Origin of the sequence: Vibrio sp. 1CM7H (genome assembly GCF_023161645.1) — a bacterium.
Classification (GTDB): Bacteria; Pseudomonadota; Gammaproteobacteria; order Enterobacterales; family Vibrionaceae; genus Vibrio; species Vibrio diabolicus.
The window spans coordinates 606,860-622,387 of the sequence record NZ_JALNTV010000001.1 but is presented as its reverse complement, the minus strand read 5'-3'; the positions used below and the strand labels follow the sequence as shown (position 1 = coordinate 622,387).

1 protein-coding gene is annotated in these 15,528 nt (G+C 46.4%); it reads right to left on the bottom strand.

The genetic code is table 11. The features are described from left to right. Positions 1-35: 35 nt before the first annotated feature. Entirely contained in the window at positions 36-15,407 is a 15,372-nt protein-coding gene (locus MSG33_RS02635) for a retention module-containing protein (RefSeq protein WP_248379748.1), read from the bottom strand. Positions 15,408-15,528: the final 121 nt, after the last annotated feature.

The window sequence follows — 15,528 nt, the reverse complement described above, 5'->3', positions numbered from 1 at the left end:
TTGTTAAAGCCGCCCGTTTTATGTTGAATCCAAATTTATCCGTTATCAATAACACCGTGATTCAGCAATGACTCTACAATCTCATTGGAGCTAAGACCGTTGAAGTCTATCGATGTACCTAAGTTTTCCACAACAATGGTTTGCTGGACATTTGCATCCGTCGTAATGTTCAGAGAAACATTTTCTGTTGATGCGTCGTAATCGGCTTGAATGTGCGCAAGTAAATCATCAATACCTGCCGTTGGATCATTCAAATCAGCGATCACGTCTTTGAGGTCAATGGTGTCCTCATTGACGCTAAAGTCAGTGATGGTGTCAATCGCACCATTATCCACCGTGTCTTCTGTCCATTTAAAGATATCGCTACCCGCACCACCAGTCAGAATATCAGAGCCTAGTCCGCCAATAAGCACGTCATATCCATCTCCTCCTAGGATATAATCATCTCCCGTACCTGCTGCTAAAGTAATGCCTGTATCACTACCAATAAGATAGCTGTCTTCACTTTCAGCAGACTGATCAATATCTTGATTATTTAGCGTAACGTTTAGATTAATATCTAATGGCGTTGAATACGCTTGGTCACCATTTGATGCAGTAGAAACCGCAGTCAATGTAATATCGTAATCTCCCGGGATCGCATTATTGATATGTAGCGTATCAATTTCATCTTCTGGAACAGTCCATGTTGTACCATCAAAGCTGATATTCGATGTTGTAGCTTCACTCGTGATAGTGGCTCCTCTTGGCACGCCAGTGAGCTCTAAGGCCAGTACTTCATCGACATCGGTCAACGCAGCCATAATACCCACCAGCGCGATGCCTTGACGGCTTGCACTTTGACTCGCACTAATTCTTTGAATGTAACTAAAGTTCTGATCAATGGCCAAGTTTGGTACGTCAGCGACAGGCGTTACGTTAATATCAAACGTTTCTGATGTTTGTAGTGAGGTACCCGTTAAGTTGTCATAGAAGATACCGTTGTCATCAGCGGTAACCGTAAGCGCAATAGAATTGCTGTTCACGTCACTGGCATCAATAAATACACCGACATCCGGCTCCGTCGAAGCGAAAAGACTATTAAGCTGAGACAAAGTCCCCATCAGTACAGTTTCACCTGCTAAACCAACGCCTTGAGTAATGCCACTCCCCGCCGGGACAACGACACTTATATCACCCTCATCGATGCTGAGTGACACCGTCATGATTTCATTCTCATGAACACCTGCAAAATCAACATCGGTAATTTCGATACCTGAGATTTTTTGATCCGATGACTCCACAATCGTATTTGTGACCATTGAGCCATCGATCTCCGGAGCATCGTTAATCGCCTGCACTGTCATCACGGCTGAGCCACTGACGGTCTTCGGATCCGAGACGCCATTGGTCATGCCATCATCCGTAATATCGTAATTAAAGCTTACATCCCCGTAAAAATCAGGAGCAGGTTCAAAGCTCCACTCCGTTGAGCTCAGTTGAGTAAGCGTCCCTGCTGCAGGGTCGACAAGCGTAACATTGCTAACGGTTAAATTGTCCGACTCAATATCAACCGCATTAACCAGCAAGTCTGCTGCGGTAACAATAACAGCGCCGCTGTCTTCATCAATACTTGTCAGCGTCACTTCCGATGTTGTTGGCGCATCATTCACCTCTGTGACTTCAATTACAAATTGGCTGCTATTTGAATTGAGTGTTTCATCGACACCGCTAATCACGATACCTTCGTTGCCTTGGTCATCGACAGAGATGTCGACATTGACGTTACCAAAGAAGTTAAGCGCTGGGTTAAACTCCACTAAACCATCAGCGATAGCGGCGTTAAGGTCAGATACGGTTCCTTTCAGTTCAATTGAACCCGTGCCGTCTCCAGAAACCGTCAATCCGTAATTGGCAATAATCGATGGATTGAGCGCCAAGTAACCGCTATCGACAGCAATATTCAAGACATACTCTGCGGTAGGATCATCAAGTACCGCATCCACATCCGAAATACCAAATGTATCCAGCAGGATAGCGTTGTCTTCTGGTGTTTCAACGTCAATGACATTCACGAAGTCCGGTCGATCATTCACCGCTTCAACATCAACAGCTACGTCAAACTCCTCGGCTGAACCTAAATTTTGGCGACCATCGAGCCCGGTATCAACCGCTTGCACTTTGAAATGCAGTGACCCTCCCCATGAGTTATCGTTTCGATCACCAGAATTAAAGACCACTTGATCCAAATCTTGAGCATCGATTTCTAATACGAAGACGCCATTTCCTTGGTCAGTAAACACCGTTCCATCAGGTAATGAAACACTCGCCCCATCAGGGACATTTGAAATCTCAACTCTCAGCGTCTCTGGATCATTTTCCTGGTAGGTTGCGCCATCTCCGATGGACTCTTTGTTATCAACCACCAACGCATTGACGTTGATAACAATATCTTCTCCCTCATTCCCCGCAGCTGAAGTATCAGGATTCACATCAACATCATCGCCAATAGGATTCACAACCAGCGTAAAGTTATTAGTTCGCTCAGTTGGTACTTGTAACAATTCTTCTTGGATGAACACGGTAATTCCAATCTCTGCCTCACCACTGAAGTTTTTCGGCGGTTTGATTTGGATGTCACTCAAATCAACGGATGTCTGAGTAAGGTCTTTTAGCTGAATACTCCATTCTCCTCCGCCGTTGTTCTTAACAACATAATCAGAGGAATTGGATTGAACGACAAAGTCGTCAGGAATCCCTATTAACTTGAGTGAAACGAAACTTTCAGAGCCATCATTATCGTTTAAGCTGATCGAAACCCCTGAGCCCGATTGATTCAACGAAATTAAAGTATCTTCGTCACCAACCACGGTAATTGGCTTCGTAGGATCGGCACCTGTAATCGTAATATCGTCCACCACTGGCGTAACTTCGAATGTCACGTCATCAGTAAAAGTTCTTATGTCGATATTATCGCCAGGGTTATTTAGGATAGACTGATCAAATACAGCCTCGTCCGTGATCTCTCCTTCGATATTAATCTTGACGGTGTTTTGTCCCCCACCTACGGGATAATTTTCTTTCGGCTTAAACAGAACATTATCAAGCGCACCCGCTAAAATTTCTGCTTCATTAAACTCAATACTTGTCCCTAAGCTATTGCCATTTGCGTCAACAAACTCCCCCAGTGTTGGGTCATCGAGCTCTAACTTGATATTCGTTAGCGTTTCCTGACCACCTTGGATATTGTTATAACGGTCAGCAAAATCGACATTTAGATTAAGTTGGATTAAACCATCTTCATAACCCACACCATCCGCCGTTGGTACATCGTTATTTAGGTCATTAACTGGTTGTTTGTTAGCGTCTAAACCGAGAGTACCTGTGATATCCACTGTCACATTTGGTGTAACATCACCATCTAATGGCTGATCACCCGCCGAACTCGGAACATCTGCAATCGGTAAAACCTGAACTGGAATTCGCACGTTGTTTTCTTTTTCGTCGCCAGACTCTGTGTCTTTGGTGACAAACCTCACAGGCAATTCGAAATCACCAGCGTAATCTTCTGCCAAGTGCATCGTTAAACCGTCCAAACCTGTGATATTGCCACTAGCATCAATATCTGCTTGGAAAACGTATTTACCATTGACAAAATCGATATCAGTGCCTGTTATCACCAAGCCTGGAGGAATACCGGGTGCAGATGGATCAATAACAACAGTCAAAACATCTTCCACACCATCCGCATTAATCGCATCGACTTTCGACGTCAATTGAGTGCCAAGGTCGATCGCATTATCTTCCGATGCTTCAATTTGGACGTCATCAGCCACCTGAATTTCAGCGGCAACACTCGTTTGCGGCGTGAGAACCGTCGGAAACTCAAGTGTCACGTCAGTTTCTCTTACTACTGTTGCGTCTTTTTCAACGGCATCTTCACCTAAATCGTTGACCTCGGCATAAATGGTTAACCCAATTTGAGATAGACCGCCGTTGTCACCATCATCGCTGTCGTCGTTTGGCGTTAAATCAAGACCTGAAGGCGCTTTAATCGAGAAGTTTTCTTCGTCAATGACTGTCCATCGACCGCCGCCTTCGTTCAATGCACCAACAATGACCAATTGATTGAGAATCTCAGGGTCGACATTGTGGAACTGAACAACAAGCTGAGTCACCACTTCATCTGAAGAGGCGTCAAACTCTTGGTATTTGATGATATTCGCACCAGACTCCCCACCCGTTGAAGTATTGATCGTAAAATCAATGTTCCCTTGGCCATCTGACTTCACGATGTTAGTGACAACGCCAGTGCTTTCAGCAACAAGCAAACGTGTCTGGGCGTCTAGCGATCCTGTTGTATTTTCTGGCTCAACGATTGGATTGACTTGGACATGCACCATGCCATTGATGGTTTTTTCTGCAATTCCCTGCCCTGGATTAGAAGCATCGACATATTCGTGGTCAATCTCTTTCACCGTCACCGTAGTATTCAAATCAAAGTCAGTACTAGAGTCTTGCTCTAATTGCACCTGGACATACCCGCTTTGAGAGATTCGAGCAGAAAAGTCTTGCTCCGACTCGTTCGCTAGTGGCGAAAGTGTTAATGTTCCAGAAACCAATGTTTGTGCTACGCCATCGACATAAACCGTGCTGCCTGGAGGAAATCCAGAAATCGTCACATCACTAAAGAACTCGTCTGTATCAGGGCTTTGAGCCAACGTTGGCTTCCAATCAATATTAAAGCGTGTATCTTCATCACCTTCTGATTGAACCGTGTAGTTATCTTGCGCATCAATGACAGGAGCGACAATAATTCGGATCTCACCCGATGAGGTTCGACTGTGACCATCATTCTCTGTGACGATCGTCGTCGCTGTAATATGAATGTTCTCCGTCGATGACGCTTCCGGTTTAATAACAATTCCAGAATTAATATTCGCCGTGGTGATATTGGCTTCATAGATTGGCTGATTTTGCGCGTCATAGCCTACAAAGGTCAGATCGACGGATGCACCATCGCTATCAAATACCTCGACACCTGCCGGAATATTGGACAGCAGAACCGTAACCGACTCTGAGTGATCATTCGGGTTATCTGGTAACTCGCCAGAGATGACACTAAAGCCCAACTCTACTTGACCATTCTCATCGATATTAGTCTCAATACCTCTTACATTGCCGTCATTAAACTCATGCCAGATCCCTGATTTATCATTCAGCTCAATAAATGGTATGTCAGCTACGCCTTTCACACCGACGATCACTGTTTTGCTGCCTAGTGACAACATATCTTCGGCAACCCCACTAGATAACGATGCCGTATCTTTTACGATACCTTCAACGTTGAAAGTAAAGTCATCATTGCTGTGCAACGGAGGAAGCACTTCGACGTTGGCTAACTCAGATTCTGGCACTTCGTAATAGAGTACATTGCCGCTTGAATCGGTCACTTCCACTATTTGGCTTGGGTTTGCAGAATCAAGCCACACTAACGTAACGCCATCAATTGAGAAGTCAGAAATACGCACAAACAGTGCTTCAGAACCATCTAAATCCGCAGACGGCTTCATGGTAATCACTTCACTTAACTGAAGTGGATCATGATCCGTGACAGGATTGACGGTGTCTTGAGTTCGAGCGTTATCCTCAAAGACATTGATTCGGTTGACTGTAAAACTACCTGGGTCCGCGATTGGGTTAACATCAATGATGATAGTTTCTGTCTCTGAACGTGCCGTTTCCTTCCCTGATAACGGATTATTGTTTTCTGTTGTAATCGCGGTTACATCAATCTTGATTTCGCCCGAGAAATTATCGATTGGGTCAATTTGAACGTCACCAATTCGGCTGGAATCTACGAGATAAACACCACCAGTTTGTGGAATCGCACTACCATCCGAATATACTAACTCTGCGTTACCTTCCCCTTGTGTAAAGACGAGCTCGTACACTATATCTTCAGGATTACTAGTATCCTGAGTTTCCGCCGTGATATTAAGTGCGACGTTGTTTCCGTCTTCATCGACAGAATAGTTAAACTCGCTGCTCGTCGTCCAAGTCGCAATATCTGCAACGGCAGCAACTTCAATGTCTAAACGACCATTAATCGTATGATCTGGCGTACCATTGTTAAGAATTTCCACACGGATACGAGGATCGATACCAGAAGCATCGGTTGATGTATGACGATCTGGTACGAAGTACAAGTTATCTAACGAGACAAGCTCACCATTGAATGACTGCTCGACATTTGATGCACCAAGAACAACCGTATCGCCTACTGGTGTCAATTCAATGAAGTTACCGCTGCCATCTCGGTAATAGAAAGTACCGTTGTGCGTGCTTGCATCTCGAATCGTGATGTCACCTAAGCTTTCGTTACGATCGATATCATGCAAATCGATAACCAAATCGACTTTCGCCGGCGTCACATCCAGCGTCGACAAGTTATCCTGAGTATTTGCAGAGTCAACGCCCACAACGACACCATCACGCCCTTGGTCCTCGAACGCAGTAACGGTAGACGTGTCAATTTGCGCATTACGGTCTCTTATCGAGATATCCACATCGGCATCAGCGATATCGCCATCACCATCGGTTGCAACAACGTTGATGGTGAAATCAATCGAGTCGGTTTCGGTATGGTCAAGATCGTCATTCGGACGGAATGACACACTGCCATCAGTTCGAACAACCAAACGACCGATTTCAGTATCCACTCCGTCAAGAACCTTGTGAACAAATACGACTTGGTCGCTGCCGTTCAAATCGACAGAATCGGAATCAACACCGTTTTGCTGGAAGTAAATGCCTGAATCATCAGCCGAGAATGAAGTCACTTGTGCGCCGTCAGCACCAAGATCGTCATCACCTTCTACAGGGTCTTGGAATAAGTGAACCGTGCGGCTGCCTTGCCCCTCAACACGCGAAATAGATGCATCGTACAAGGTTGGAACATCATCGGTGATCGTCACTGGTAAGTTAATACCTGCCGTATCGCCATCGACATCGGTCGCAAAGACTGGAAGATCGAGTATGAGAGTATCTTCGCCTTGGGTTGAGTGGTCTAGCGCCCCCTCGAGTGTAAACTTGTAAGAGCCGTCAGCGTTCAAAACTAGCGTGAACACTGAGTTACCATCAGGTGTTTGACCTTGATAAGTAAAGTTGTTGTTGCTTACCGCGGTTTGAACTAACGTCACCGCGAAGCCACTTGACGTTACTCCTGGGATCGGGTTAGAAGTAAGATCCAACTGGTAAGAGACAACGGTATCTGCCCCTTCCACCGTATCGAAATTACCGGTTGCTTCTAGGCTGTCTTTGTTGGTTGCCTGAGAGCCATTAGCGAGGTCATCCTCGTCAACAGCCAAAGCATCTGCTGATTTAATTTCGGGAATGTCATCAACGATGGTGATTGGAAGGTTCAGTGATGATGACGTGTCACCATCAAAATCTGTGACTGTAATTGGGATATCAATGACAAGGTTGTTTTCACCTTGAACAGCGTCATGGTCGACTGGGCCCAACAGTTCAAACTGGTAACTGTCGTTATTCGCATCAAGAGACAGCGTGAAGATCTTAGTTGATGTGCCAGTAATCACCGCTTCGTAACTGGTTACTCCACCATTGGTGCCTACTAGATTCAACTCGATGCTGCTGCCATTCGACGTTAAGCCTGACACGACTGCATCGAGGTCAGAAACTTGGTAGCTGACAATCTTGTCTGCACCAGCAACGACCTCAAATCCGCCGTTTAATACCGTAGAATCATTACTTGTCGTATCAGAGCCACCGGCAAGATCATCTTCATCAACGGTTTGTTGGCTAGAGTCTGTCACTTTCACAATAGCTGGAACATCGTCCACCACGGTGATCGGCAAGGTGATGTTATTGGACACATCGCCATCAAAATCAGTCGCGTTGACTGGGAAGTTAATGACCAACGAGTTTTCATCGTTACCCGCAGGATGATCAAGTGCACCTAATAGTTCAAACTCATAACTGTCAGCTGAGCCATTTAGCGTCAGTTTAAAGACGGTATCCGTCGTACCTTGTACGTAAGCTCGGTACTCAATCACGCCATTTGAATTTGAAAACTCAACCAATTCAAGCGGCTGACCACTTGAGGTAAGTCCAGATACAGGCGACGTTAAGCTATCCAACTGGAAGCTAACGATAGAGTCGGCACCATCAGTAACATCAAAGTTGCCGCCAATGATATTGGATTCTGGCGTGTCGTCCGAACCTTGGCTTGGAATATCATCCTCATCCACAGACAAGGTACTACCAGAGCTAATAGCATCAATGGTTGGCTTGTCATCTATGATGGTCACTGGCAAGGTCGCAGTGATAGTATCGTTGTCGCCATCCGTGATCTTCACAGGTAGATTCAACAAAATCTCATCAGAGTTAACCGCGTGATCTAACTGACCAGATAACTCAAAGTCGTATTTACCATCTTGATGAAGTGTCAACGTGAACACCGTCACTCCACCCGGAGTTTGCCCTACGTAAACAAGTGCGTCAGCAGTTGAGGCACCAACGTCTTGAGAAAGTGTTACCTCTTCTCCACCCGATTTCAGATTCGGGATAGGGTTTGAGCTCAGATCCAATTCGAACGCATCAATACCATCTGCGCTGGTTACTTCAAATTCACCCGATACCGTTAATGGCTCTTTAGTGCCATCAGAACCAAGAGGTAAGTCATCTTCGTCTACACGTAGACTTTCAATATTGGTAACAACTGGAACATCATCCACAACGGTAATTGGCAATGTGAAGGCTGGTGAAGTATCACCATCATTATCTGTCGCCGTCACAGGGAGGTTAATAACAATCTCGTTTTGCTGATTACCATCTGGATGATCAAGCGGCTTCTGTAAATCGAACTCGTAGGTGTTGTTCGTTGCATCCAACGTCAGTTCGAAAACCACTTCAGCAGGATTGCCAGCAACACCTTGGTATACGTTCACACCGTTTGCGCTAGAAGACAGAACTAAGGTGATAGCTTCACCATCTGAAGTCAGAGAAGCAACAGGCGTGGTCAGGTCACTAAGCTGAATAGAAGCAACTTGGTCAGCACCTCCGGTGATATCAAAAGTACCTGAAATAACAGTATCTTCTGCACTTGCAGCATCAGTACCTGCTGGTAGGTCATCTTCATCAACGGTTTGTTCACTGCCTGCTAGTAAACCATCAATTGTCGGAACATCATCCACAACCGTAATTGGTAAGGTGATGTTGTTCGACACGTCTCCATCAAAGTCAGTCGCGTTTATCGGCAAATTGATGACCAGTTCATTTTGGCCATCAGCATTTGGATGATCGAGAGGAGCAAGCAAATCGAACCTGTAGCTGTCATTAGAGGCATCGAGGGTCACTCGGAATACTGGTGTCGTCGTGCCATCAATACGAGCTTCGTAAACTGAAACGCCACCTGCGTTTGAGACTTCAACCATGACCAGTGATTGACCATCAGAAGTCAGGCCTTGTACTGGCGTCGTTAGGTCAGAAACACCGTACTCTACAATGCCATCAGAGCCATCAGTCGCGATGAAGTTACCAGCAATGCTGTTCGACTGCGTACCATCAGATCCGACTGTTGGGATATCGTCCTCGTCAACCGTTTGCACACTTGTTGCTTCGATGCCACCAAGCGTCGGCTTGTCATCAACAATCTTGACAGGAATTGTCTCAGCAGAGGTATCGCCATCAAAGTCTGTCGCAATAATTGGGAAGTTGAGTGTCAACTCATCGCTATCTACCGCGTGGTCGATTGGACCTTCAAGCGTAAAGTTGTAACTACCATCGGTATTCACCGTCAGCGTAAAGACTGCTTCTGTGCCTGCCGTTGCTTTGTAGGTAAAGCTGCCGTCGCCACTTGCGGTTTCAGCCAATGTAACTGCCACGCCTTGTGATGTAAGGCCATCAACTGGTGTTGCAGAAGCGTCGAGCTGATAGCGTACCACTCGGTCAGAGCCTTGCGTTGTGGTGAAGTTGCCATCGATTGATATTGGATCGTTTTGATCCGAGCCAATCGTGGCTAAATCATCTTCATCAACGGTAATCGCATCAACATCGGTAATGGTCGGTTTATCATCCACGATGGTAACTGGGATCGTTTCTGTGGTGGTATCACCATCAAAATCTGTCGCGATGATTGGGAAGTTCAGCGTGAGCTCATCACTACCTGTTGCATGGTCAATTGGACCTTCAAGCGTGAAGTTGTAACTGCCGTCGCTGTTCACCGTCAAGGTAAGTACGGCTTCTGATCCTGCGGTAGCGGTATAGGTGAAACTGCCATCCGCATTCGCGCTTTCCGTCATTGTCACCACAACCCCGTGTGAGGTTAAGCCATCAACAGGGTTAGAGGACGCGTCTAACTGATAACGCACAACATGATCAGAGCCCATCGTGACAAAGTGACCATCAATCGACACGGACTCGTTTTGATCAGAGCCAATCGTCGCCAAGTCATCTTCATCCACGCTGATCGCATCGACATTAGTGATGCTTGGCTGATCATCAACAATAGTGACAGGCAGTATTTTAGTTGAAGTGTCGCCATCAAAGTCTGTTGCGATAATCGGGAAATCGATTTGTAGGCTGTCGCTATTCATCGCATGGTCTAGTGGACCTTGCAGAGTAAAGGTGTAGCTGCCATCTGGCTTCAGCACTAACTCAAATACGGCATTGCCATCTGCTGTGGCAGTGTAAGTAAAGCTACCATCACCGTTTGCCGTCTCAGCAAGCACGACAGGTTCACCATGAGAGGTCAATCCAGCAACTGGATTTGCCGTTGCATCAAGCTGGTATTTAACAACGCTGTCCGAGCCTTCTGTCGTACTAAACGAACCAGACATAAACGCATCATCGTTTTGGTCTGAGCCTATTGTGGCGAGATCATCTTCGTCTACTGTCAGTGGAACAACGTTGTCGATGCTTGGAACGTCATCAGTAATGGTGACTGGAATGGTCGCGGTCGTCGTATCACCATCAAAATCCGTCGCAATGATTGGGAAGTTCAGTACTAACTCATCGCTGTTTAACGCATGGTCGACCGGACCTTCCAGACGGAAGTTGTATGTACCGTCTGCATTCACATTCATGGTGAAGACAGGGTTACCATCCGCGGTAGCAACGTAAGTAAAGCTGCCATCGGCATTCGCAGTCTCTACCAAGGTAACAGGCTCACCTTGCGAAGTTAACCCCGAAACAGGATCAGCCGTTGAGTCAAGTTGGTAGCTCACCACACGGTCTGACCCTTGAGTGGTCGTGAACGCACCTTCTACATAAACAGCGTCGCTTTGGTCTGAGCCAATACCTGAGAGATCATCTTCATCCACAGCCAGCGGCACGACGTTATCGATGACTGGTGCATCATCCGTGATCGTGACTGGAATAGTTGCCGTGGCCGTATCACCATCAAAATCGGTGGCAATAATCGGGAAATCAATGGTTAGGCTGTCGCTGTTGGCCGCATGGTCGATTGGTCCTTGAAGCGTAAAGTCGTACGTACCATCCGTTGCGACGTTTAGGGTAAAAATAGGATTACCATCTGCGGTCGCGACATAGGTAAAGCTGCCATCACCATTCGCGGTTTCCACCAAGGTAATCGCCTCACCTTGAGACGTCAGGCCCGCAACAGGATCGGCTGTTGAATCCAATTGATAGCTCACCACTCGGTCAGAACCTTGAGTGGTGGTAAATGCGCCTTCAACAAACAGATCGCCGCCTGGGTCGGAACCTACAACGTTAAGGTCATCCTCATCAACATTCAGCGCACCAACCGCTGTAATAGTCGGTACATCATCAACTATCGTGACTGGAATGATTTCAGTGACGGTGTCGCCATCAAAGTCTGTCGCGATAATTGGGAAGTTTAGTGTCTGCTCGTCACTATCAACCGCGTGATCAATTGGTCCTTCTAACGTGAAGTTATATGAGCCATCAGTATCTACTGTCAGAGTAAATACTGGGTTGCCACCCGCTGTCGCTTCATAAGTGAAACTACCATCACCATTTGCGGTTTCTGTTAGCGTTACCGCCACACCTTGAGATGTTAAACCGTCAACTGGTGTTGATGAAGCATCGAGTTGGTAGCTCACCACACGGTCTGAGCCTTGCGTGGTTATGAAGCTGCCATCAATAGAAATTGGATTACTTTGGTCTGAACCGATTGATGCTAGATCATCTTCATCAACCGTAATGGCATCTACGTCAGTAATAACTGGCTTATCGTCCACGATGGTGACAGGGATAGTCGCGTTTGTGGTATCACCATCAAAGTCGGTCGCGATGATTGGGAAGTTGAGCGTCAACTCGTCGCTATCGACAGCATGATCAATTGGCCCTTCTAGCGTGAAGTTATAAGAGCCATCAGTGTTCACTGTCAGTGTAAAGACCGACTCAGTACCTGCTGTTGCTTGGTAGGTAAAACTGCCATCACCGTTTGCGGTTTCAGTTAGCGTGACTGCAACGCCTTGTGATGTAAGGCCATCAACTGGTGTTGCAGAAGCGTCGAGCTGATAGCTCACCACTCGGTCAGAGCCTTGTGTGGTAGTGAAGGTGCCATCAATTGAAATCGGGTCAGTCTGGTCTGAGCCAATTGTTGCTAAGTCATCTTCATCAACGGTAATTGCATCGACATCGATAATGGTTGGCTTATCATCCACGATGGTAACTGGCAACACGATTTGGCTTGTATCACCATCGAAGTCTGTCGCAATAACGCTAAAATCAAGGGTTAAGCTGTCGCTATCTGCCGCATGGTCGATTGGACCTTGCAGCTCAAAACTGTACGAGCCGTCGGTATTCAAAATCAATGTGAAGACTGCACTGCCATTTGCCGTTGCGCTGTAGGTATAGCTGCCGTCTGCATTTTGAGTTTCGGCAATGGAGACGGTTTGACCTTGAGATTGCAGGCCATTTAAAGGATCAGCGTTTACATCCAACTGATACTGTACAACGCTATCAGAGCCCTGAGTTGTCGTGAACTGACCTTCAACCAACGTTGGCTGTGATTGGTCAGAGCCTACCGAACTTAAGTCATCTTCATCGATGGTAAGAGCAACAACGTCGTTAATGGTTGGCACATCATCAGTAATAGTTACCGGTAGAACAAGTGAACTGGTGTCACCGTCAAAGTCCGTTGCGACAATATTGAAGTCTAAAGTTAAGCTATCGCTACCCACAGCATGATCGATTGGACCTTCAAGGGTAAATGAATAAGAACCATCAGGGTTCACTTGTAAGGTGAAGATAGCGTCCCCTTCTGCCGTTGCAGAATAGGTAAAGCTGCCATCTGAGTTGGCTGTTTCCGTCAGAGAAATAGATCGACCCTGTGATTCCAACCCATTGAGTGGATCAGTGCCGCTCTCTAATTGATAACTTACAACACGGTCTGAGCCCTGAGTCGTCGTGAAGCTACCTTGCGCGAGCACAGAGTCGCTTTGATCGGAGCCGATGCTTGATAAATCGTCTTCATCGACGGCCAGCGCATCAACGCCATCAATCGAAGGAACGTCATCTTGAACCTGAATGACAATTTGCGCCGCTTCTGGTGTGTTCGAACCTTCGGTAATCGAGGAGCGGTCGCCATCCGCATCTACCGCGTAAACTGGCAGTGAGAAAGTAAGCGAGTCATCGTTAGCACCCGTATGGTCGAGTTGTTCATACAAGTTGAATTGGTATTCGCCCAATGCAGGGGCATCAATCGCCACATCAAATACTGTGATACGCACGCCATCCAGCTCGATGAAGCCCTCGTAAGTACGCACGCCATTACTCTCGGACGCTATTTCCAGTTGAACAACCTGCCCTTGAGATTGGAGTTCTCCACCAACGTTGAACTCTGTAGGTTCCAACTCGTAGTGGTCAATGATGTCACTACCGACCGCTGTCGTGATCGACCCAGTACCACTTGTTACTGCCGCGCCTTCCTGTGAACCTTGGTCAACCCCCGCCTCGTCTAAAGACAATCCCGTCACGTTTTCAATCACCGGGTTATCGCCATCAAGGATGGTCATCGTAAACGTGTTACTTGCCGTATCTTGGTCGAAATCGACGATTGTGGTTGGCAAAGAGAGCTCAATCGTATCTTTACCGTTTGTTTGTTCTAACGGCTTAAATTGCTCAAATTGGTAGGTACCATCAGTATTCAGACTGATGATTAAAACGGTTTCATTAGAGCCTGCAATGGACAGGGTGATAGTGCTGCCGTCTTCAGAGAGTACCGCCTCTGTTGCCTGATTATCACTCAATAGGCCATCAAATTGACTAAGTCCTTCTTGATTAAATGTGACCGTTGCCAATTGATCACTACCAATATCAACAAAGGTGCCAGTAATCGGAGTAGAAGAAGATTCAACGTTTTCGAAAGTAACGTTTTGCGGCGCCGGATCATCGCCATCAATAACGGTTGTCGTGAAATCGATAGGTGCTTGAATACTGTTACCACCAATATCTGCGCCTGTAATGTCAAAAGCGATATTGATTTGATCACCGGAGATGGAAACTTGACCATCAGCAACAGAAGCGACATGGTCAATGCCCTGGCTAATCGTGGTAACGACCTCTAACTCTAAATCACGGCCTAAAGATGTCGCTTCGATCTCTATACGAAGCACTTCGTTACCTTCTTGAGTGCCGATAATGGCATTTTGCGCTTCGTCATAAACGAACGCCACTGGCTGACCAGCAGAGGTAATATCACTATTTAGCTCGGTTAACAGAGACTCCAATGAGGACGTTTCAGGTACAAATGAAGCAGCATCAAGTGCGAGATCCCCTGCTTCAACCAGCACACTAGAAGAAATGGTTTGCGGATAGCTTGATAGAGAAATTGAGCCTTCTGTTACGCTAGATTGCAATGATTGTCCGCCATCGGCAAAAATAGTGACATCTAAATCATCAGCTTCATCGCGTTCTTCTACACCGCTACGAGTCGCTGACGTCTCAAAAAAGGTGGAGGCAAGTACTTCCGGATTATTATATTCAACGGTCACATAGCCAGCATTGGCTGAGCCTTCAGCGCCAGCACCAGCAGCCGTTGCTTCCAAAATAGCAGTCGGGTCAGCACCATCTAAAATGGCCTGTTGGATAGCCGCGACATCATTAGCGTCAAAGTTAGCACCTTCGATAGCTGTTGGATCGAAAGTAACTTGGCCATTAACTGGAGATTGCAGTAAGGTTTCTGGTTGTTCAAAAGAAGGTTCTGGAAGGCACGCGACACAATTAGCATCAACCAGATACAGCTCATTATGTATCTGTACATCAAGAGAAGCGTTATTTTCAGTAATGATCACTTCGCCAGATATTAACTCATCCCCCGCTTTTATAGACCTGACTTTTCCATCCAGACCTAAAACCAAGACTTCACCTTTAACAGCATTTACAATCGCGTTCTGCGGCACGGCTTGCGTACTCATCTGACCTCCGCTAATGGCCTACGTTTCCCATTAACCTTTTTAGATAGTTTTTAAATGATTTAGTGCGGCATACTGCACACCTTTAGACGATTAGACTAAGTATCAACTCATTAAACAATCG